Genomic DNA, 21,855 nt, shown 5'->3' with positions numbered 1-21,855 from the left:
TTACGAGGTATGAAATTTCAAAAAACGAACGATATCGAAAAATAAATCCGTAATAATTGTTTTTGTGCATATATTTTCCTTTAAATTCGCGTTTGCCTTGTTTTTTTGAATTGATTTTTATGTTGACTTAACGGGCTTGTCGCGGTACTAATAGAAAAAGGCAGCGGGATGGCTAGATTTCCGCTACAAATGAACAGAATTTGGTTATAGATAATGCTTACTAACAAACTCACTCTTATTCTAATTAACGTCGTGGTGATTATTATTACCGCGGGGGCTAGTTAGTGCTTGGAGAAAAGTAAAGCATTTAAAAAGCCCCCCGCACTTAATAGTCCGGGGGGCTTTTTCGTTTAAAGGGTTTGAATCGCAGCAAATACACAATGTCACTGAGGAATGAGGATTTACGATGACAGGCGCAGAGTTAACAATCGATTTATTAGCCAAACATGGCGTTAAGGATGTTTTTGGATACCCAGGTGGTGCCATCATGCCTATTTACGACGCTTTGTACGGTGCGCCAGTCAAGCATTACCTGACACGCCATGAGCAAGGTGCAGGTTTTGCGGCCGTAGGCTTTGCACGTAGCACAGGTAAGTTAGGTGTGTGTTTTGCAACATCGGGCCCAGGTGCAACTAACTTAATCACTGCACTTGCCGATGCGATGATGGATTCAGTGCCATTACTTGCTATAACAGGGCAAGTGCCAACCGCTGCGATAGGCTCAGATGCTTTCCAAGAAGTGGATGTGTTGGGTATGTCACTATCGTGTACAAAACACAGCTACATGGTTGAGCGTGCAGAAGACCTTGCCGAAATCCTGCAAGAAGCCATCCACCTGGCACAAAGTGGTCGCCCTGGCCCTGTGTTAGTGGATATCCCCAAAGACATCCAAATGGCGCAAGTGCCATTCCACCCTTGGCTAGCTGCAGAAGATTATTTACCTAAACTAGATCCGAACCAAGTTGCTATAGCAAATCAAATCTTAAGCGAAGCACAGCGCCCAGTAGCCTACGTGGGCGGTGGCGTACAAGCAGCTGATGCGCAAAACGAGCTTATGCAGTTTTTAGAAAAAACACATATGCCTGCGGTTTCAACCTTAAAAGCGTTAGGTAGTGTGTTACCTGATTACGATTATGACTTAGGTATGCTAGGTATGCATGGCGGTAAAGCGGCTAACTTAGCGGTGCAAGAATGTGATGTATTAGTTTGTATCGGCGCCCGTTTTGACGACCGAGTAACTGGCAACTTGAGTAAGTTTGCGGCAAAAGCAAAGGTGATCCACTTAGATATCGATGCTGCTGAAGTAGGTAAACGCAAGCCTGTAAAAGCGTCGTTAGTGGCAGATTTAAAAACCTCATTACCGCAACTTGATTGTTTTGTGACACCTGACGAGTGGTTGACTCATATCGAAAGTATGATGAAAGAGCATGCTTGGCGTTACGACTACCCGGGCGAAAAAGTATTTGCTCCTTATTTGTTAAACCAACTAAGTCAAAAAATGCCATCAACCGGCGTAGTGTGTTGTGATGTTGGCCAGCACCAAATGTGGGTTGCGCAGCATATGAAATTTAGCCACCCAAGCAATCATTTAAGTAGTGGTGGTGCAGGTACTATGGGCTTTGGTTTACCGGCTGCGATCGGTGCCCAAGTTGCTCGCCCAAATGATTTTGTGATCACCGTGTCAGGTGATGGCTCAATCATGATGAACATTCAAGAGCTGGCAACGATTCGTCGTAACAACTTACCAGTTAAAATTTTAATCTTAGATAACCAGCGTTTAGGCATGGTACGTCAATGGCAACAGCTATTTTTTGAGGGTCGTTATTCTGAAACCAATCTTTCGGATAATCCTGATTTTGTAGCACTTGCGGCAGTATTTGGTATTCCAGGTCAAACCATCACTAAAGCAGAAGAGGTCGATGCTGCGGTTGATGCGTTAGTGAAAAGTGAAGGTCCTTACATTTTACATGCTTGTATTGATGATAAAGAAAATGTATGGCCGCTCGTACCACCAGGTGCAGCCAATGATGAAATGATGACGGAGACAGTAAAATGAAACACACCCTAACGATTACATTAAAAAATCAAAGTGTCGCAGTTGAGCGCTTTTTACGCGTTGTTCGTCATCGCGGTTTTGATTTAACAACAATGAACCTAGAAATGGCTGATGGAACTTTTCATGTCACCATGACAGTCGACAGCGATAAGCCAATTTATTTACTAACATCACAGTTAAATAAATTGGTTGATGTAAGACAGGTCAGCATTGAAAACCAGTTTCACCAACAGGCAATGTAACAACGAATAAACTAATTCAACAGGTCGCTTAAGCGCTAAAACGACGGTTAAGCGAATAAATAAATTTTTGGAATGAGGAAGTCAGTGGCATGCCACTGCAACAACTGAGGTAATTATGGCTAAATTAAGAAGTGCAACAACAACAGAAGGTCGCAAACGTGCAGGTGCGCGCGCACTATGGCGTGCAACGGGGATGACAGATAAAGACTTTGGTAAGCCGATTATCGCAGTTGTTAACTCATACACTCAGTTCGTTCCTGGTCACGTTCACCTTAATCAGTTAAGCGAACTAATGGCCGAAACCATCACCGAAGCAGGTGGTGTACCAAAAGAGTTTAATACCATTGCAATCGATGATGGCATCGCAATGGGTCACGGCGGTATGCTTTATTCACTGCCATCGCGTGATTTAATTGCTGACTCAGTTGAATACATGGTTAATGCACACTGTGCCGATGCCATGATCTGTATTTCTAACTGCGACAAAATCACCCCAGGAATGATGCTGGCAGCACTTCGCTTAAACATTCCAGTTATCTTTGTATCGGGTGGGCCAATGGAAGCGGGTAAAACACGCCTTGCTGATATCGATATCAAGCTCGACTTGGTTGATGCCATGGTTAAAGGGGCTGATACCTCTGTGAGCGATGAAGATTCAGAAAAAGTAGAGCGCTCAGCGTGCCCTACTTGTGGCTCGTGTTCAGGTATGTTTACTGCCAACTCAATGAACTGTTTATTAGAAGCGATTGGTCTGGCACTACCGGGTAACGGAACCACACTTGCAACGCATAAAGACCGTAAGCAGCTGTATGTTGAAGCGGGCGCACGCATTGTTGATTTATGCCGTGAATATTATCAAAAAGATAATGCAGCGGTATTACCACGTGCTATTGCAAATCGCACCGCTTTTATGAATGCGATGGTGGTTGATATTGCCATGGGTGGTTCATCAAATACGGTGCTTCACTTATTAGCTGCGGCGCAAGAAGCAGGTGTAGACTTTGATATGTCGCACATCGATGAGCTGTCTCGCAAAACACCATTCCTATGTAAAGTGGCACCCGCGACAAACAAATACCACATTGAAGATGTTCACCGTGCTGGTGGCATGATGGCCATCATCCGAGAGCTAGGCAAAGCTGGTTTAGTTGATTTATCAGTTGATCACGTAGCAGGTCATACTATGGCTGAGATGGTTGCTAAATGGGACGCGACCGATCCAAGTAACGAAGTGGCGCAAAAATTCTATAAAGCGGGCCCTGCAGGTATTCGAACTACAAAAGCAATGAGCCAAGAATGCCGCTGGCCAGAACTTGATAATGACCGAGAAAACGGTTGTATCCGCAGTGTAGAAAATGCCTTTCGTCAAGATGGTGGCTTAGCAGTGTTATCGGGCAACCTTGCCCTTGATGGCTGTATTGTTAAAAGCGCCGGTGTTGTTGAAGAGATGCTACATTTTGAAGGCCCTGCCGTTGTTTATGAATCACAAGATGATTCGGTAGAAGGTATTTTAAATGGCGAAGTAAAAGCGGGTGATGTGGTTGTTATTCGCTACGAGGGGCCAAAAGGTGGTCCGGGCATGCAAGAAATGCTGTACCCAACAAGTTACTTAAAATCGGTTGGTTTAGGCGAAAAGTGTGCGCTTATCACAGATGGTCGTTTCTCAGGTGGTACGTCGGGCTTATCAATTGGTCATGTTTCGCCAGAAGCAGCAAGCGGCGGTGCAATAGCCTATGTTGAAAACGGCGATAAAATAATCATTGATATCGCGACCCGTGAAATCACTTTAGCGCTGAGCGAAGAAGAGCTAGAAGCGCGTAAGCAAAAACAATTAGCGCGTGGTAAAGATGCATATAAACCATTAAATCGTGAACGCTATGTATCGCCTGCACTTAAAGCCTATGCGTTACTTGCAACCAGCGCAGATAAAGGAGCTGTGCGCGATTTAGCTAAACTTGAGGAGCTAAGTTAATTATGGTGTCCCAAGAGCTCGATTATTTTCGCGCTATCATCCAAGCGAACATGGAGCCGCTTGCAAAAGTCACTGAGGTCAGCGAAATGGCTGAACTCAGTGCGCGATTAGGCAATCATGTGTGGTTAAAGCGTGAAGACCAACAACCGGTTTATTCATTTAAGCTACGTGGTGCTTTTCATAAACTGGGCAAGCTGCCAAAAGGGTCTGATGTGATCACGGCTTCAGCTGGCAATCATGCACAAGGCGTAGCACTGAGTGCCTCTTTTTTAGGGCATAAAGCAACTATTGTGATGCCAGTTACAACACCCGAAATTAAAGTCAATGCAGTGCGTGCTTTAGGTGGTGAAGTGGTATTACACGGCCATCATTTTGATGCGGCAAAAGCCCATGCTTTAGAGCTCACAGAGCAGCGCAATGGGGTATTTGTACCACCGTTTGATGATCCTGATGTGATTGTTGGCCAAGGTACGGTTGCCCGTGAATTAATGCAACAGCTTAATGATCTTGATGCAGTCTTTATTCCTGTGGGGGGCGGTGGCTTACTTGCTGGCATGGCGGTGTACATTAAATCTTTACGTCCCGATATCAAAGTTATTGGTGTTGAAGCCGACGAGAGTGCTTGTTTAAAAGCTGCGCTTGAGGCTGGCAAACCCGTTGAGCTTGACCGCGTTGGCAGCTTTGCGGATGGCGTAGCAGTAAAAATCATCGGTACAGAAACTTTTCGTTTAGCGCAAAAGTTTTGTGATGAAGTTGTCACTGTAACGGGCGATGAAATCTGCGCAGCAATGCAAGATATCTTTGTTTCAACCCGTGCTATAGCGGAGCCTTCAGGAGCACTATCAACTGCGGGTTTAAAGAAGTGGTGCCAACAAAATGGTGTGAAAGGCTTAAACGTAGCTGCGATTTTATCGGGTGCAAACTTAAACTTTGACCGTTTACGTTATGTTGCTGAGCGAACCGCGCTTGGTGAAAAGAACGAAGCACTTCTTGCTGTAACTATCAAAGAAGAAAAGGGCAGCTTCAAGCAGTTTTGCGCTTCTTTAGGTGGGCGTGCAATCACCGAATTTAACTATCGTTATGCAGGACCAGGCGAAGCACAAATTTTTGTTGGTATTGCTTTGAGACAAGGCCAACAAGAGCTTGATGAGCTGAAAGGCGCACTGACTGAAAATGGTTATACGTTTTGCGATCTATCAGATAACGAGCTGGCTAAATTGCATATTCGTTATATGGTGGGTGGTAAAGCACCGGCTCAGTTGCATGAACGTCTGTTACGTTTTGAGTTTCCTGAATACCCAGGTGCACTAGCGCGCTTCTTAGATACACTAGGTAGCAATTGGAGTATCACTTTATTCCACTACCGCAATCATGGTGGGTCGATTGGTAATGTTCTGGCTGCCTTTGCTATTGAGCCGAGTGATTATGAGGTATTTAACGAGCACTTGAACCGGTTGGGTTATAACGTTCAAGATGAAACAAATAACCCATGTTTTACGCAATTTTTAACCACTCAAGGCCAAGAGTTAGCTGATGTAAAAGCGGCTAATCAATAAAACCGATTTAAGGCTCCTTTTGGAGCCTTGATTTTTTATTGGCTTTTCCTATAGTTAATGGATGGTTTTCAAGCAAGGATGATGCGTGCGTGGAACTCGCTATTACCTAGGGTTACTTTGTTTAATGTGCAGCTTGAGTGCATTGAGTAAGGATAAGGTTACCCTACAATTAAAATGGACTCATCAATTCCAATTTGCTGGCTATTATGTGGCATCACAGAAAGGCTTTTATAAAGAAGCAGGCCTTGATGTAACAATTTTACCCGCCGATCCAAACGACCCTGATACCTTCCCTAAAGTGTTAAGTGGCAAAGCTGACTTTGCAATTACTCACTCAGGCATATTGCAAAAGCGCCAACAAGGAGCGCCAGTTGTTGCCTTAGGAGCCATACTGCAGTTTTCACCTTATTGTTGGATGGTGAAAAATAACTCAGATATTTTTCAGCCGCGAGACTTTGTAGGTAAGAAGATCAGTAAAGTAAGCTCGTTGGAAAACGCCGAATTACTAGTCATGCTTCGTAAAGCTGGATTAGATTATCAACATTTAATAGAGGCAAGCGCCGAAGGAGGAATTGAGCAGTGGCTTAATGGTGAGCTTGATGCGGTGCAAGTGTATGTTACCAATGAACCTTATACAATGACGCTGCGTGGTGTGGGACACCGATTAATCTGCCCACAAAAGTTTGGTCTAAATGTGTATAGCGATATTTTATATACTTCAGAGTCGATGCTCAAAGCTAATCCTGATGTTGTTAACCGCTTTTATCAAGCAAGTATTAAAGGCTGGCGCTATGCATTACACAACATGAATGAGACGATTGCATTGACCAAAAAGCACTATGCGGTTCATAAGAGTATTCAAGAACTTGCCCATGAAGCTGATGTGTTGGTCAATTATATTCAGCCGCCAGGAATTAACATCGGCAATATGTCGATGGCTAAATGGCGATTGATTGCGGACTTATATGGACTCAGCCAAGACGAGTTTGATCAAACGTTTGCCGGTTTTATGTATCAACACCAGCAAGATGAGGGAACAGAATTATCGTGGATGCTGATTTTAGCAATTTTATTAAGCATTGCCTGCATTCCATTATATATCCACTTGAACAGAAGTAATCTGCGCTTGTAAAAACTGTTATACTGCATTTTATTTGTTGTCGTTTTGTAGTTATGACCCTTGCTCAGCAGTTTGCTGCCTTAGATACTTTGCTTTTTTCAACCCGCCAGTACTGGCAATGTACCGCATTTGATTATGATGCAATCCCTTGGCCTGAACTTTCGTCTTTATTATGGGCGCTTGACGATCAACAAGTTAGTGAACTAGATAGTGACCAAAATGCGTTGTATGCCTATTTTGCAAAGGCAATTAAGGGGCTCGATGAGCTTCAATCGTTATGCGAACTTCCCACAACCCAACAAACCCGAGATGAGTTTCCATTTTGGATCAGTAACGGCATTAAAGGACGTAAGTTCGAGCAACTACAGGACTTTGTTGCAGCGATTAGCCTACAGAAATCACAGTATCCTGTACTTGAATGGTGTGCTGGAAAAGGGCATTTAGGGCGTATGCTCGCTTTTAATGGAGCACCGAGTATTCATAGCATAGAACTACAAGCGCATTTGTGTGAACAAGGTCAACACAGTGCTAATCAACAACAATTACCTATGCAGTTTTCGCAAGCTAATGTACTTACAGATGATGTTACTGGGTATTTTAAAGAGCAACAGCATGCCGTTGCGTTGCACGCCTGTGGTCGATTGCATCAAACATTTATGCAGCAAGCAAGTGATGCTAAAACCCTGCAAATAAGCTTTTCTCCATGTTGTTATCATTTATTCACGGATAACGATTATCAAGCAATGAGCGAGCCTGCAAAGCAAAGCCTGCTTGCGTTGACTCATCGCGATTTAAAATTGGCACTACAAGAAACCGTCACTGCTCCGAGTCGTGTTGATAAGGTACGAAAAACTGAAGTCGAATGGCGGCTTGGTTTTGATGCGTTGCGTAAATCAATCACGGCAGAGCAGCACTATGTTAGTGTCCCGTCGGTGAACAAAGCGATCTTTTCTGATTCTTTTAAATCATTTTGTTTGTGGGCTGCTGAGAAAAAATCATTATCACTGCCAGAAGATATTGATTATCATGAATTTTTAGCAATAGGAAAACAACGAAAACGAGTAACTGAGCGTGTTGAACTCGTCCGACATGTGTTCAGAAGGGCAATTGAAGTTTGGCTCGTGCTCGATCGTGCTTTATATTTGCAACAACAAGGGTATCAAGTAACGGTTAGTACGTTTTGTGAAAAGCAGCTCACCCCAAGGAATATCTTGATCCAAGCTAATTATTAAAACATCGTAAAGAGGCGCAATGAGAAAGTTAAAAAATTTATTCGAAAATAATAGACGTTGGGCAGCGCGTACGAGTGAAAATGATCCTGAGTTTTTTAAAATTCTATCAATGCAGCAAAATCCAGAGTACTTGTGGATCGGTTGTTCAGATTCGCGTGTACCGGCTAATGAAATCGTTGACTTGTTACCGGGTGAATTATTTGTTCACCGTAATGTAGCAAATGTCGTTGTTCATACTGATCATAACTGTTTATCAGTAATGCAGTATGCTGTTGAAGTGCTTAAAGTAAAACACATCATGGTGGTCGGTCACTATGGTTGTGGTGGTGTGCAAGCGGTATTAAATGAAGCGAGCTTTGGTTTAATTGATAACTGGCTTCGTCATGTAGGTGATGTAAAAGAAAAACACATCGAACAACTTAACGCATTACCTGAAAAAGAGCGTTTAAATAGTCTGATAGAATTAAACGTTATTGAACAAGTACGTAACGTGTGCCGTACTAACATAGTGCAAGATGCATGGGCGAAAGGCCAAGAGTTAACAATTCATGGTTGGGTTTATGGCTTAGCGAATGGTCACCTCAATGACTTAGAGTCGGTTGTGACGTGTGCTGAAGAAGCTAATGAGACCTATGGTATTGCGGTTAAGCGTGTATTTGAACGAGTGGCTGAAAAAAGCTAATACCGAATAAAGTAGAAAAAAGGAGAGCTAATTCGCTCTCCTTTTTTATTGTTCGTCTTGTTTGCTAGCAAGTTGCTGCTCAAGTAATGCAACTTTCTCTTCAAGCTCAGTGAGTTTTTCACGAGTACGAATAAGTACTTGGCTTTGAATATCAAACTCGTCACGGCTTACAAAGTCCATCTCAGCAAGTTTGTTTTGAATAGCTTGCTTAGTTTTGCCTTCGATTGTATCGGCAAGGTTTTTCACACCTTGCGGCATGTTATCAGTAATTTGCTTAGCGATTTCTTCAAGTTTTGCTGGGTTGATCATGTTCGTCCCTTGAGTCACGTAAAAAAACAATCTTACCTTATTGGCTAGGCGTAGTGTAGTGATTACGGTAAAATTGCCCGTCCTGTCTTTGGATAATTTCTTTAGGGGCTTATGAAACTCAACCCAAAACAAGATGAAGCGGTCAAGTATATTAGTGGGCCGTGTCTGGTATTAGCCGGTGCGGGCTCTGGTAAAACGCGTGTTATTACTAATAAAATCGCTTACTTGGTGCAAAAGTGTGAGTATCAAGCACGCAATATTGCTGCGGTAACCTTTACCAATAAAGCAGCAAAAGAGATGCGTGAGCGTGTCACGCAAACACTTGGCAAGCAAGAGTCAAAAGGCTTATGGGTTTCAACGTTTCATACCCTCGGGCTTGAGATAATCAAAAAAGAGCTAACCACTTTAGGCTTTAAGCCCGGATTTTCGTTGTTTGATGATCAAGATACCAACCAGCTATTAGCTGAGCTGACCGAAGAAGAGCTTAAAAAAGACAAAGACTTACTCAACCTGCTTAAGATGCAAATAGGCAGCTGGAAGAACGAATTAATTCTACCTGAGCGTGCTATTCGCGAAGCCAGAGAGCCGCAAAAAGCTTTATTTGCCCAGCTGTATGCGCGTTATCAAAATCAACTGCGGGCTTATAATGCGCTTGATTTTGATGATCTGATAATGATCCCCACTTTATTACTTAGCCAAAACGCCACTTCTCGTGAGCGTTGGCAACAGCGTTTTCGTTACTTGCTGGTGGATGAGTATCAAGATACTAATACCAGTCAGTATCAACTGGTTAAATTATTAGTGGGTGAGCGAGCTCGTTTTACCGTGGTAGGCGATGACGACCAATCAATTTACTCATGGCGCGGTGCCAGACCACAAAACCTTGTGTTATTGAGTAAAGACTTTCCGGGCTTACGTTTGATTAAGCTTGAACAAAACTACCGAAGTGCTGGGCGAATTCTTAAAGCGGCGAATATTTTGATTGCCAATAACCCTCATGAGTTTGATAAAAAGCTATTTAGTGAGCTTGGTTATGGTGAGCCTATCAAGGTCATTGGTTGTCGTGATGAAGAGCATGAATCAGAGCGAGTGGTGGCAGAGATCATTTCTCATAAATTTATGAAACGCACCAGCTATAAAGATTACGCTATTTTATACCGTGGTAACCACCAAGCGAGAGTGTTTGAAAAAGCACTCATGAGCAACCGTATTCCTTATAAGATCAGCGGTGGTATGTCGTTTTTCTCTCGCTCAGAAATTAAAGACATAATGGCTTACTTACGTCTATTGGTGAACCAAGATGACGACAACGCATTTTTACGAATCGTTAATACACCACGCCGTGAGATTGGTACGGTCACTTTGGAAAAGCTAGGTACGCTTGCTAATGAAAAACATATCAGCTTATTTGCTGCCTGTTTTGAGCCTGAGCTTGCGCATCGACTAAAAGGCCGTGGTTTTAATGCTTTAGCTGGTTTTGCCCGTTGGGTGGTTGAGCTATCTGATAACGCTGTACGTGGTGACACCCTTGAAGCAGTTAAAGAATTAGTTAGGCAAATTAATTACGAAGCATATCTGTACGAGTCATCACCGAGTGCAAAAGCCGCTGAAATGCGCATGAAAAACGTCTCAGAGCTTTATCGTTGGATCACTGATATGCTCACTGGTGATGCAGACAACCCGCCGCTGAACCTCGCTGAAGTGGTCAGTAAACTGACCTTACGTGACATGCTTGAGCGTAACGAAGAAGAAGACGAATCCGATGCGGTACAATTACTAACGCTACATGCTTCAAAAGGTTTGGAGTACCCGTATGTGTTTATGGTTGGCATGGAAGAGGGGTTATTACCGCACCAAGTGAGCATTGATGAAGATAACGTCGAAGAAGAGCGTCGCCTTGCTTATGTAGGTATTACGCGTGCTCAGCAAGAGCTGGTAATGACCTATGCTAAGTTACGCCGTCAATTTGGTGAAACCTCAGAGACTGAGTTGAGCCGTTTTGTACAGGAATTACCGCAAGATGACCTAGCCTTTGAATCTAAAAAGCCACCGTCATCGCAAGCAGAGCGTATGGAAAAAGGACAGGCTCGTGTGGCTAATCTAAGAGCAATGCTTAAGAAGTAATCGACTTTGCGTTTGGCACGACTTGATCAAATGGTGCCAGCGCACGTTGTTTTCCAATAAACAAAGACAAGCCATGCTTTTCTAGCAAGGTGCGGTAATTGAAAATAGACGGCCCTTTAGCGATTACTTGGATATTTTGCAGTTTAGTAATCGCCAGCACACCTTGCAGTTGTAAATGATAATTTTCTTGCTGTAATACTCGTTTGCTGAAGGTTGAGCTTAACAGTAAGTAATCGAACTCGAACTCAGTAAGCAGGTTTAGTTCACAGCGATCTTTAGCAAATTCGTTCAAGCCGATAGATACTCCCAAAGAAATAAGCTCTTTTAAGTTCTCTATTTGCACAGCTGATGCATAACGGATCTCTTGCTCATTAAATAGCAAACAGATTTTGCTCGCATGATTTACTTGTAATAGCTTAGTCAATACTTTGAAATTAATGCGTTCAAGTACTAAGCCTGAGCATGGGAATAATACTTTTTTAAGATTATTCGTATTGATTAACGTAAAAGCTTGTTCAATGAGCTTTAGCTCAACTTCAAAGTGCTGCACGCGATCAGTCGCAAACTTCTTCAAAACTTCAAAGCTAGTACTGCCAAGTACAGGGTGTTCACCAAATGCTTCGAGTAAAGACTCTGGGTGAGGTTGCTCATCAAGGGTAATGATTTCTGCACTTCTAAAGTGCATTGGCAAATCATCCAAGTGATGCATTGATTCTGATTCGTGATGAGTTAGCGACGTATTAAGCAATGGATGAAAAGATTCAAATCGATTACGACCTGCATTTTTAGCGTAATACATAGCAGCATCAGCATCGCGAATAATTTCATCAGTGTGCTTATAACTCGGTTGAGAGTAAGTAATACCAATACTCGCACCGCTTTGAATACATTGACCTTTTAAACAAAACGGCTTTTTCATTATCTCAATAATTCGCTTAGCAACATCTTGTGCTTGCTGTTGCTCTGTTAGATGAGTCAACAACACAACAAATTCATCGCCGCCTAAGCGCGCTAATAAATCATGCTCACGAATACAGTGCGAAAAGGATTCTGCAACACTAATTAAAAACTGATCTCCGGCTTGATGACCAAGCTGATCATTAATGTCTTTAAATTTATCTAAATCGATAAATAACACTGCAAATTGTTGTTCTGGATAGCGCTGGTAGTGCTGAAGTGTTTTCTCAAGCTGAGTTAAGAATAAACTGCGATTTGGTAAACTAGTGAGAGAATCATGATGGGCATCATGATAAAGCTGTTGCTCTATTTTTTTACGTTCTTCCATCTGCATTTGCAAGTGCATATTAGCTTGGCGTAATTCTTTGGTTTTTTCGGCCACTCTATGTTCAAGCTTTTGATGGCTTTGTTTAAGCGCTTGATTGGCTAAATGTGCTTGGATAACGTTGGCAATTTGATGTGAAACAAAGGTAATGAGCTCACAGTCATCTTGGCTAAATTCATGTTTGTTATTATATGCTTGGCAGACTATTAAACCGATAACACCTTGCGATGTTTTAAGAGGGGCACCTAACCAGCTCGTGGCTGTTTGTTCTCGGGGAACATTAACAGGCTTTTCAACTATGCCAAGTTTAACCAGTTCTTGCTCTCTTTTACTATCAATAAGCTGGCATTTTTCGGTACTTAGCACTAATTCACTGTAGCCTTTAGCAAACGGACGTGGCTTAGCATTGTTATTATATTCATCAACACAATACGGAAAGCTTAACCAGTTTGTGTTTTCATCATACAGTGCAATATATAAATTATCTGCGTATGTAATTGTTTTAATAATTTCATGCACATGCAGATAAACATCCTCTAAGTTTTCACTGAGCGTAGCTAGCTCTGAGATTTTAAACAGGATCTGTTGTCGCTCGAGGGCATTTTTCCGATGTTGAATTTCTTCGTTGAGGGCTTGGTTACTTTGCGTTAGTGCACGAGTACGAATTTTTACTTCTGATTCTAGTAATTCACGTTTTTTGACCCGCTCAATCGCTGTTGCTAAGTACATCGACATCGCTTCGAGTAGTTCAATTTGCTGCTCGGTATAGCCATTTTGTTCATCGTAACTTTGTGCAACCATTACACCAATGATTGTTTTATCTCGGTATACAGGTACACCCACCCAATGCTCCGCCGGGGTTCCAAATACTTTAAACAGACCTTGCTGCTCGGCTAGCTCTGTTTGTTGTTTAGTAAAGTAACTGGTTTCTCCGTGTTTAAACACATACCCCGTTAATCCTTCCTTAAAGTACTGCTCATATTTTAAAGGCACCGATAAACCATCTTTTTCATCGGCAAAATAAGACAGTTCGAGGTTATCGTATACAGGATTGTGTAAAACGACGAAAAAATTCTTACTAGGAATAAAATCTTGTAAAATTTCGTGAATAGCTGGATATAGTAGGGTTAATTCGGCAACAGTGCTGGCCTGCTCTGATAATTGTAAGAGAGCATTTTGCAGGTGATGTGATTGCTTATACTGTTGTAAAAGCGATTTTAAACGAGCATTTTTACGGGCTAGTTTATCAATGTGTGTTGCTGAATCTTCCAATGATTTAGAACCAGATCTTATTATTGTTTAAATATCGTCCTATATAGTTCCACTTTTTTATTAGATCGTCAAGTAACAGTTGTTAACAAAATACTAATTAATTGTGGGGCTAATTCGGCGACAGAGCTAGCCTGGCGAGCAAAAATGAGCACAAAAAAAGGGCTTAAAAAATTTAAGCCCTTAGTATTAGTTTTTGAATTGTTACTTGCTAGTCATAAAGTCGATAGCAGCACTGATTTCTTCATCAGAACAATCCATACATGTACCTTTTGGTGGCATCGCATTGAAGCCATTGATAGCATGATCTAATAGTGTATCTTTACCTTTAGCAATACGAGGAGCCCAATCATCAGCTGATTTAGGAGCACCTAATGCACCAGTACCATGGCATGCAAAACATGCTGCTTGATAAACTTGTTCACCAGAACGAGGGCCAGTAGGCTCAGCAGCGGCCGCAGCTTTATCACCTTCTAGATATACAGAACCAATTGGCGCTAGACGCTTTTTAATAGCATCTTCAGTCAAAGAGTTGTCATACGCTTGTGCATATGCCGTTGTTGCTAGCAGTAATAATGCAGCTGATAGTTTTTTCATTTTGCCTTGCTCACTTCGATTTGAACGTGATCAATCACGATATCTGACGGAAATTAGAACGATTATAACGCTAAGCCACAATTTATAAAATGATCTAAAAGGCTTTTTCTTGATAAAAAACGTCATTTTTTTGCGTTAGCGCAAGAAAAGCCAGCATTAGATGCTGGCCTTAACATAAATAATTAAACGAGTTCTAAGACCTTATTTACTAATTTTTCGATACCTGCATCTGCATCTAAAATGCTTTGCGCCAGCATATATGCAGGAGTCGTGACCACTTTGTGTTGCTCATCAACAACGATATCATTAACTGCACAGCTTTGGTGTGAACCACCAAGTTGTTCAATGGCCGCTGCTGTATCTGCATCATTACCAATGGTTGTTTTGACTCCTTTACCATAGATCATTGGTAACATTGCCGGTGCAATACACATATATCCAGCTGCTTTGTTTGCATCAACAAAGGCCTTTGCTGTTGTAAGTACATCATTTTGCACTTGGGCATCAGCACCTTTCACTGCAAAGTCAGATAAATTTTTCGCGGCACCAAAACCACCTGGTACGATTAAGGCATCAAACTCATTCACATTAAGCTCGGTTAATGCTTTTATTTCACCACGTGCGATACGTGCCGCTTCTACTAATACATTACGGTTTGGAGTCATTTCTTCGCCCGTTAGATGATTAATAGTGTGCATTTGCTCAATATCAGGAGCGAAACATTGATAGCTTGCACCTGCTTTAGCAATGTGTAGTAAAGTTAGGACGGCTTCGTTGATTTCTGCACCATCATAAACACCGCAACCCGCTAAAATTACAGCAACTTTTTTCATTTTTTGTCTCTCCTTAATGTGACTAACGCTAGTGTAACAATTATGCGAGTCAGGCGACAAAATAAAAAATTTTTGATGCTCAGTTACTCGCAAAGCATGATGAATGGCTGTTTATGCCATTTCATAAATAGCTAACGAAAAAAAAAGTATAAAGGATCGCTATGATCTTTGATCCATTATGCTAGAATACTCCTCCGGTTATGAAAAGGGATGTTAATTCGGTATCGAATAAGCACAAGGTAAATCGCTGCTAAAACCGTTTTCCACATCGGATAAAAATAATAAAAAAAGAACCACGCATTATCTTTTTTAAATAAAAACATAGTCTTAATAAAATTTTCCTAAGTGTTTTTACATTTTGGGAGGATTAACTGTGTCCGTTATCTACATAGTTATCCACAGGTTGCTATTGAGTTAAACGCTTGTTGGTTAATAATTCACAGTCGTTTTCTTCATAGCCTTATGGCATGCTTACAAACAATTTAATGTTATTCAATTAGGATCCAATTTCACCATGGCTCAGATCCCTGAAAATCCACTAATTCTTGTTGATGGTTCTTCTTATTTATTCCGTGCATATCATTCGCCACCGCACCTTACTAATTCTAAAGGTGAAGCGACAGGTGCTATATACGGTGTTGTAAATATGCTGAAGAGTTTGATCAAACAATATGATCCATCACATATGGTTGTAGTGTTTGATGCGAAGGGAAAAACCTTTAGAAATGATATGTACAGCGAATATAAAGCTAATCGTCCACCTATGCCGGATGACTTACGCACACAAATTGCGCCCTTACATAACATTATTAAAGCAATGGGTTTTCCGCTTATCAGTATTGAAGGTGTTGAAGCCGATGATGTGATTGGTACATTTGCACGTATTGCCTCTGAGCAACAGCGCCATGTGCTGATCTCTACCGGCGATAAAGATATGGCGCAGCTAGTAAATGAACATGTAACGCTTATCAACACAATGACCGATAGCATCTCAGATCCAGAAACTGTGGTTGAAAAGTTTGGTGTTGGACCTGAGCTGATCATTGATTACCTTGCCTTAATGGGTGACAAAGTCGATAACATTCCGGGTGTTGATGGCTGTGGTCCAAAAACGGCGGTGAAATGGTTACAAAAATACGGATCATTACAAGGTGTTATTGATCACGCTAGTGAGATCAAAGGCAAGATTGGTGAAAAGCTTGCTGCAGCACTTGATCATTTGCCACTTAGCTATGAGCTGGCAACCATAAAATGTGATGTTGAAGTTGAAACGGACCTTGAAAGTTTCAAACTACAAGAGCCAAACCGTGATGAACTGATTGCACTTTATGGTGAATGTGAGTTCCGCCGTTGGTTAGCTGAGTTACTTGATAACCCTAAAGATGCTGACACTCATTTAGATGTACCAACAGAAGCCAACGAACTACCTAAAGTGGATGATGCGCACTACGAAACAATCTTAACTGAAGAGCAGCTTGATACCTTAGTTGCGCAGTTAAATGACGCCGAGCTTTTTGCCTTCGATACTGAAACAACCAGCCTTGATTACATGCAGGCCCAATTGGTTGGTATGAGCTTTGCGGTTAAAGCCGGTGAAGCGGCTTACCTTCCGGTTGCTCACGATTACCCAGATGCGCCAGAGCAATTAAGCTTAGACACAGTTATGGCAAAAATTGGCCCAATCTTAGCTGACGAAAACAAGGCAAAAGTAGGCCAGAATCTAAAATACGATAAAAGTGTATTAGCGAATGCAGGCTTTGAATTAAAGGGTATTAAGTACGACACTATGTTGGAGTCGTATGTATTTAATAGTGTAGGCAGCCGTCATGATATGGATTCGCTGGCACTTAAATACCTAGGCCACAAAAATATCAGCTTCGAAGATATTGCTGGTAAAGGTAAAAAGCAGCTGACATTTAATCAAATTGAGCTCGAAAAAGCCGCACCATACGCTGCTGAAGATGCAGATATAACGCTTCGTCTTCATCAAGTGTTATGGCCAAAAATTGATGCTGATAGCCAATTAAAATCGGTATTCGAAGACATTGAATTACCACTTGTGTCGGTGCTTTCTGATATTGAACGTACCGGTGTTGCAATTGATAGCAACATGCTGGCAGCTCACAGCCAGCGTTTAGGCGAACGTTTATTAGAGCTTGAGCAAGAAGCCTATGATATGGCTGGTGAAAAGTTTAACTTAGGTTCACCTAAGCAGCTGCAAGCAATCTTGTTTGAAAAGCTAGAGCTTCCGGTTATCAAGAAAACACCAAAAGGTGCACCGTCGACGGCAGAAGAAGTATTGCAAGAACTTGCTCATGATTACCCGCTACCTAAGGTAATTATTGAACACCGTGGTTTATCGAAACTGAAATCAACGTACACAGATAAACTACCGTTAATGGTGAATGAGCGCACTAAGCGTGTGCATACTTCTTACCATCAAGCGGTAACAGCAACGGGGCGTTTAAGTTCAACGGATCCAAACTTACAGAATATTCCAATTCGTTCGGAAGAGGGTCGTCGTATTCGTGAAGCCTTTATTGCTGCACCTGGCCATAAAATTGTCGCTGCCGATTACAGCCAAATTGAATTGCGTATCATGGCGCACTTATCACAAGATAAAGGCCTACTTACCGCGTTTGCTAATGGCTTAGATGTTCATAGCGCCACCGCAGCAGAAGTATTCGGCGTTAGCCTTGAAGAGGTTACCAGCGATATGCGCCGTAAAGCCAAAGCGGTTAACTTTGGTTTAATTTATGGCATGTCAGCGTTTGGTTTATCACGTCAGTTAGATGTACCACGTCATGAAGCACAGCATTATATTGATAAATATTTCGAGCGTTTCCCGGGCGTACTTGAGTACATGGAAACTACCCGTGAAAAAGCGGCTGATAAAGGTTATGTAGAGACTATTTTTGGTCGTCGCTTACATTTACCAGAAATCAACGCCCGTAACGGTGCTCGTCGCAAAGCCGCTGAGCGTGCAGCTATCAATGCGCCAATGCAAGGTACTGCTGCTGATATCATCAAAAAAGCGATGCTTAAAGTTCATCAGTGGGTAAACGCACAAGCTGAAGGGTCAGTGAAGCTTCTAATGCAAGTGCACGATGAATTAGTGTTCGAAATTAAAGAAGAGTGTGTTGACGACTACAAAGCTGAAATCTGTAAGCTAATGTCAGAAGCTGCCACTCTTGATGTGCCACTGATTGTTGAAGCCGACAGCGGTGACAACTGGCAACAAGCTCACTAATAGCTGCAATAAATGAGAGTTGTCAGCTATCAGGTTAAAAGTTAGCGAGTTTCTAAGGGAAAGAGTAAAGTTAGCGAGTTGCTTGACGCGTTAGCTAAGTCATTCAGACTTGCTAACTTGCTAACTTGCTAACTTGCTAACTTGCTAACTTGCTAACTTGCTAACTTGCTAACTTGCTATAACCCGAACTCTTGTAACCTTTTTACATGTTGACGATAAAGCTCAACAGGGTCGACTTCGCGTAAATGATGCAAACCTATAAATTGATTGATTTCATCTAAATGATTCATTTTATAATCATCTTTAATGACATGACCTAAGTGACTACTACAGCGTGAAATCAGGCCATCATCTTGACCTACGATCAATATTGATCCAAGCAGCATAGATAAGTCGGTTGGATCAAGAATATTGGTAAGCGCTGCTGTGCCACTCCACGAAAAATAATACACCCCATTACTGGCAAGCATTTGTCCTTGCTCGCATGCCGTTGGCGGTAAACCTTCTGGGTACTTTTGATTGAATACAGAGGCTCCTTGGCTGGTTAAGCTATGTAATGCTGCTAACGGATCTTGCGGTAAATCACTGTGACCTGATAGTAACGAAATCATGCTGCCTAGTGCTGCAAATACTAGCTTAAACGAATGTTCAGATGGTGAGTTTGGTTTTATTTCTTCGCGAATAAGATCAGCAAGTGTACTGCCATAGTTTGCACCCCCGATACTGGTCACAGAGGCAACTAAGTTAGGCGAGATCGAAGCGACATAGCGAACCGTTTGCGCTCCTTGACTATGACCAATTAAGTTAACCTTTTCTGCGCCCGTGAGTGCCAAAATATGATTAACCTGAGCCAGTAATTGTTGACCACGAAACTCTGAACTGTGAACAGCTGACACAGCAGCAACAAAAACCTGGTGGCCATCAAGCGATAAAGTGCTGGGGATATTATGAAAATAGTCAACGCCTAATAGGCTATCAAAACCTAACAGCCCATGTACCAAAACAATCGGGTATTGAGTGCTATTATTTTTCGCGTGACAGGGCGAGCTCAGCGAAATGAGTAAGATGGTAGCTAGTGCTAGGAGGCATTTTTTCATTCCTTTTTACTCTTGTGCTAAGTTTTTGCCATCAACATGTATTAATAATGCTGCTATTTTCTCTGATTAATTTAACGATACCTTAAATAACCACTTGATGTAATGTTAATTATAGGTAAACAAGAAAAGATAGTTTTAGAGTTTCGTTATATGTTTATCAAATCGAGCGTTTTCTTTGCGGATGCAATTTCTTTTTAACGCGGACTTTGTTAAAGTCCGCGCCGTCCTCATCCTGTAGGACATCCTGTTGATGATGCATCTGAAAAGATGCAACGTATTGATAGCTTCTCCCCAGTTTGCTATACCGGCTCGCTTGTTATTGAGCGAGCCGTTTTTTCTCTTCTTATCATACAATTCATTGCACAAATTAACGCAGGTGATACCATCTAATAGATTGTTATTATCTTCGAAGGAATGCGTTATGTTTAAATCTGTGGCCTTTGCCGCCTTATCATTATCAAGTTTATTAGTTGCTCCTTTTGCTAGTGCAAACTGGCAGGTTAACAATGAGCAAAGCAAGGTTAGCTTTGTATCTATCAAAAAGAATTCAATTGCTGAAGCGCATCATTTCAAAAAAGTATCAGGTACGTTGAATGAGCAAGGTCAATTCAAGTTAATGATCGATCTTAGCTCTGTTGAAACGCTAATTCCTATCCGTAATGAGCGCATGACTAAATTGTTGTTCGAAACAGCTGAGTTTCCTCATGCAGTTTTAACTGCTGATTTAAGTAAATCATTATTAGCATTGAAGCCAGGACAACATGTATTAACTGGTTTGAAAGCCGAGCTTGACTTCCATGGCAATAAAAAAGAGTTAACGATTGATGTACTGGCAAACATGTCACCCAATGGTGATGTGACAGTTTCTTCGTTCTCACCAGTGATTATTAATGCAGCTGATTTCAAAGTAACAGAAGGCATTGCACAGCTACAAAAGCTTGCTGGTTTACCATCTATTGCAACAGCTGTTCCTGTAACTTTTTCTTTGACGCTCGATAAAGATAAGTAATGCAGTCGCTTGCCGAGCTAGAAGCTGCACTTGCAGAGCCTGATAAACCTTTTGATCAATGGCAACCAGACAATTGTGGTCAGTTGCCTATTGAGATCAATGGTCAAGGAGTGTGGTTTTATGCTGGCAGCGAAATTCAACGGGAGGCAATGGTCAAACTTTTTGCCTCCGTACTTTGTAAGGAAGCCAATACTTACTATTTAAAAACGCCAGTAGAGAAAATGGCGATTACAGTCATTGATGTGCCTTTTGTTATTGTTGATTGGTATTTTGAAAAGACCGAGCAAGGGCTGGCTTTATGCTGTGTTGATAATCTACAACGCACTTGGTTAGTGACATCATCGCAACCACTACAATTACGCAAATTTGAAAATCTGCAGGTACCTTATTTACAGTTAGCACATGGGTTAGCGGCAAGAGTATCGAGAAATGTTTATTATCAATGGGCTGAAATAGCCTGCTCAGACGAGCAGGGCTACTTTATAGAGTCATTAGGTAAGCGTTATTACTTGGCCTAAGCTTCTGGTTCTTCTTCAGATTCAGGAGTTTGAACTTCAATTGGCCCTAAGAACCATTCATCTAGCTTTTTAGCAACTTCTGGCAAGCCTGTTCCTTTTAATGATGAAAATGCATGAACAGTAATATCACCTTCCAAGCTACTTAGCTCACGGCGAACTTGTAAAACTTGTGCTTTACGTGCGCCCTGTTTTAATTTGTCGGCTTTAGTTAAAAGTGCAAGTACTGGGATCTCACTGCCAACGGCCCAGTCAATTAAGTCACGATCAAGATCTTTTAGTGGATGACGAATATCCATTAAAATAACAATCCCTTTCAAACTTTGGCGCTTTTGTAAGTACTCACCTAACGATTTTTGCCATTTCTTCTTCATTTCGATTGGCACTTTCGCAAAGCCGTAACCAGGTAAGTCGATAAGGCGTTTATCAGCATCAAGCTCAAAAGTATTGATCAACTGAGTACGACCCGGCGTTTTAGAGGTACGTGCTAACTTTTGATCAGTTAGCGTATTAAGGGCACTTGATTTACCCGCATTAGAGCGACCAGCAAACGCGACTTCAATCCCCGTATCAGCAGGCAAGCGTGAGATGTCAGGTGCGCTAGTAACAAAGGACGCAGTATTGTATTTGATACGAGATTTGAGCACAGGCTCTCCTAATCTTTTATAAATAATGTTGAACAGTGACTAAAATTCACTTAAGACGCGTAT

Annotated in this window: 17 protein-coding genes; 11 read left to right on the top strand and 6 right to left on the bottom strand. The window is 41.8% G+C overall.

The features are described from left to right. The first annotated feature begins 406 nt into the window (after positions 1–406). From ilvG to can, 7 genes are all read left to right on the top strand, one after another. On the top strand, positions 407–2,056 hold the full coding sequence (gene ilvG, locus AAEU31_RS16990) for an acetolactate synthase 2 catalytic subunit (RefSeq protein ID WP_135922792.1): 1,650 nt from the start codon (positions 407–409) through the stop codon (positions 2,054–2,056). Continuing rightward, positions 2,053–2,298, top strand: a complete 246-nt coding sequence (gene ilvM, locus AAEU31_RS16985) for an acetolactate synthase 2 small subunit (protein WP_135922791.1) — start codon at positions 2,053–2,055, stop codon at positions 2,296–2,298. Before ilvG ends, ilvM begins: the two co-directional genes overlap by 4 nt. A 115-nt stretch (positions 2,299–2,413) precedes the next feature. Then, entirely contained in the window at positions 2,414–4,270 is a 1,857-nt protein-coding gene (ilvD, locus tag AAEU31_RS16980; RefSeq protein ID WP_295511623.1) for a dihydroxy-acid dehydratase, read from the top strand. A 2-nt stretch (positions 4,271–4,272) separates the two neighbouring features. Further along, complete coding sequence (gene ilvA, locus AAEU31_RS16975) at positions 4,273–5,826, top strand: threonine ammonia-lyase, biosynthetic (protein ID WP_253038152.1); 1,554 nt, start codon at positions 4,273–4,275, stop codon at positions 5,824–5,826. A 124-nt stretch (positions 5,827–5,950) separates the two neighbouring features. Further along, the gene (locus AAEU31_RS16970; protein ID WP_421967834.1) at positions 5,951–6,958 is read left to right on the top strand and encodes an ABC transporter substrate-binding protein; all 1,008 of its coding nucleotides are present in this window, start codon (positions 5,951–5,953) and stop codon (positions 6,956–6,958) included. A gap of 41 nt (positions 6,959–6,999) precedes the next feature. Further along, complete coding sequence (locus AAEU31_RS16965) at positions 7,000–8,178, top strand: methyltransferase (protein WP_421967824.1); 1,179 nt, start codon at positions 7,000–7,002, stop codon at positions 8,176–8,178. 19 nt (positions 8,179–8,197) lie between these two features. Beyond that, positions 8,198–8,860 carry a carbonate dehydratase gene (gene can, locus AAEU31_RS16960; RefSeq protein WP_135922787.1) on the top strand — a complete coding sequence of 221 codons (663 nt, stop codon included), beginning with the start codon at positions 8,198–8,200 and terminating at the stop codon, positions 8,858–8,860. Between the two features lie 45 nt (positions 8,861–8,905). On the opposite strand, the gene ubiK is transcribed toward can, so the two are convergent. Further along, on the bottom strand, positions 8,906–9,169 hold the full coding sequence (gene ubiK / locus AAEU31_RS16955; protein ID WP_036971505.1) for a ubiquinone biosynthesis accessory factor UbiK: 264 nt from the start codon (positions 9,167–9,169) through the stop codon (positions 8,906–8,908). A 111-nt stretch (positions 9,170–9,280) separates the two neighbouring features. On the opposite strand from ubiK, the gene rep reads away from it, so the two are divergent. Beyond that, positions 9,281–11,293, top strand: coding sequence for a DNA helicase Rep (rep, locus tag AAEU31_RS16950; protein WP_138557993.1), 2,013 nt, complete (start codon positions 9,281–9,283; stop codon positions 11,291–11,293). On the opposite strand, the gene AAEU31_RS16945 is transcribed toward rep, so the two are convergent. The 3 genes from AAEU31_RS16945 to elbB all read right to left on the bottom strand — a co-directional run bounded on the left by AAEU31_RS16945 (position 11,283) and on the right by elbB (position 15,274). Then, complete coding sequence (locus AAEU31_RS16945) at positions 11,283–13,847, bottom strand: bifunctional diguanylate cyclase/phosphodiesterase (RefSeq protein WP_199527138.1); 2,565 nt, start codon at positions 13,845–13,847, stop codon at positions 11,283–11,285. The genes rep and AAEU31_RS16945 overlap by 11 nt on opposite strands. A 201-nt stretch (positions 13,848–14,048) precedes the next feature. Further along, positions 14,049–14,441 carry a c-type cytochrome gene (locus tag AAEU31_RS16940; protein WP_062568504.1) on the bottom strand — a complete coding sequence of 131 codons (393 nt, stop codon included), beginning with the start codon at positions 14,439–14,441 and terminating at the stop codon, positions 14,049–14,051. 182 nt (positions 14,442–14,623) lie between these two features. Continuing rightward, positions 14,624–15,274 carry an isoprenoid biosynthesis glyoxalase ElbB gene (elbB, locus tag AAEU31_RS16935; protein WP_135922784.1) on the bottom strand — a complete coding sequence of 217 codons (651 nt, stop codon included), beginning with the start codon at positions 15,272–15,274 and terminating at the stop codon, positions 14,624–14,626. Positions 15,275–15,788: 514 nt separating this feature from the next. On the opposite strand from elbB, the gene polA reads away from it, so the two are divergent. Further along, positions 15,789–18,524: a DNA polymerase I gene (gene polA, locus AAEU31_RS16930; RefSeq protein WP_421967823.1), complete on the top strand. Its 2,736-nt coding sequence runs from the start codon at positions 15,789–15,791 to the stop codon at positions 18,522–18,524. A gap of 176 nt (positions 18,525–18,700) precedes the next feature. Here polA and AAEU31_RS16925 read toward each other — a convergent pair whose 3' ends face one another. Then, positions 18,701–19,621, bottom strand: coding sequence for a lipase family alpha/beta hydrolase (locus AAEU31_RS16925; protein ID WP_421967822.1), 921 nt, complete (start codon positions 19,619–19,621; stop codon positions 18,701–18,703). Positions 19,622–20,042: 421 nt separating this feature from the next. On the opposite strand from AAEU31_RS16925, the gene AAEU31_RS16920 reads away from it, so the two are divergent. Then, positions 20,043–20,630, top strand: coding sequence for a YceI family protein (locus AAEU31_RS16920; RefSeq protein WP_281547195.1), 588 nt, complete (start codon positions 20,043–20,045; stop codon positions 20,628–20,630). Further along, a complete protein-coding gene (locus AAEU31_RS16915) occupies positions 20,630–21,148 on the top strand; it encodes a DUF1285 domain-containing protein (RefSeq protein WP_421967821.1) in 519 nt (172 codons plus the stop codon). The genes AAEU31_RS16920 and AAEU31_RS16915 overlap by 1 nt, the downstream gene beginning before the upstream one ends. Here AAEU31_RS16915 and yihA read toward each other — a convergent pair. Continuing rightward, on the bottom strand, positions 21,145–21,792 hold the full coding sequence (gene yihA, locus AAEU31_RS16910; protein ID WP_135922779.1) for a ribosome biogenesis GTP-binding protein YihA/YsxC: 648 nt from the start codon (positions 21,790–21,792) through the stop codon (positions 21,145–21,147). The genes AAEU31_RS16915 and yihA overlap by 4 nt on opposite strands. Positions 21,793–21,855: the final 63 nt, after the last annotated feature.

Origin of the sequence: Pseudoalteromonas thalassia, assembly GCF_049257215.1 — a bacterium.
Lineage (GTDB): Bacteria > Pseudomonadota > Gammaproteobacteria > Enterobacterales > Alteromonadaceae > Pseudoalteromonas > Pseudoalteromonas lipolytica_C.
The sequence above is the reverse complement of the archived record's forward strand: the minus strand, read 5'-3'. Positions and strand labels throughout refer to the sequence as shown.

Excerpts from the sequence above, each read along its gene's own strand:
- ilvG (WP_135922792.1), top strand. The coding sequence starts at position 407 with ATGACAGGCGCAGAGTTAACAATCGATTTATTAGCCAAACATGGCGTT.
- ilvM (WP_135922791.1), top strand. The coding sequence starts at position 2,053 with ATGAAACACACCCTAACGATTACATTAAAAAATCAAAGTGTCGCAGTT.
- ilvD (WP_295511623.1), top strand. The coding sequence starts at position 2,414 with ATGGCTAAATTAAGAAGTGCAACAACAACAGAAGGTCGCAAACGTGCA.
- ilvA (WP_253038152.1), top strand. The coding sequence starts at position 4,273 with ATGGTGTCCCAAGAGCTCGATTATTTTCGCGCTATCATCCAAGCGAAC.
- AAEU31_RS16970 (WP_421967834.1), top strand. The coding sequence starts at position 5,951 with ATGTGCAGCTTGAGTGCATTGAGTAAGGATAAGGTTACCCTACAATTA.
- AAEU31_RS16965 (WP_421967824.1), top strand. The coding sequence starts at position 7,000 with ATGACCCTTGCTCAGCAGTTTGCTGCCTTAGATACTTTGCTTTTTTCA.
- can (WP_135922787.1), top strand. The coding sequence starts at position 8,198 with ATGAGAAAGTTAAAAAATTTATTCGAAAATAATAGACGTTGGGCAGCG.
- ubiK (WP_036971505.1), bottom strand. The coding sequence starts at position 9,169 with ATGATCAACCCAGCAAAACTTGAAGAAATCGCTAAGCAAATTACTGAT.
- rep (WP_138557993.1), top strand. The coding sequence starts at position 9,281 with ATGAAACTCAACCCAAAACAAGATGAAGCGGTCAAGTATATTAGTGGG.
- AAEU31_RS16940 (WP_062568504.1), bottom strand. The coding sequence starts at position 14,441 with ATGAAAAAACTATCAGCTGCATTATTACTGCTAGCAACAACGGCATAT.
- elbB (WP_135922784.1), bottom strand. The coding sequence starts at position 15,274 with ATGAAAAAAGTTGCTGTAATTTTAGCGGGTTGCGGTGTTTATGATGGT.
- polA (WP_421967823.1), top strand. The coding sequence starts at position 15,789 with ATGGCTCAGATCCCTGAAAATCCACTAATTCTTGTTGATGGTTCTTCT.
- AAEU31_RS16925 (WP_421967822.1), bottom strand. The coding sequence starts at position 19,621 with ATGAAAAAATGCCTCCTAGCACTAGCTACCATCTTACTCATTTCGCTG.
- AAEU31_RS16920 (WP_281547195.1), top strand. The coding sequence starts at position 20,043 with ATGTTTAAATCTGTGGCCTTTGCCGCCTTATCATTATCAAGTTTATTA.
- AAEU31_RS16915 (WP_421967821.1), top strand. The coding sequence starts at position 20,630 with ATGCAGTCGCTTGCCGAGCTAGAAGCTGCACTTGCAGAGCCTGATAAA.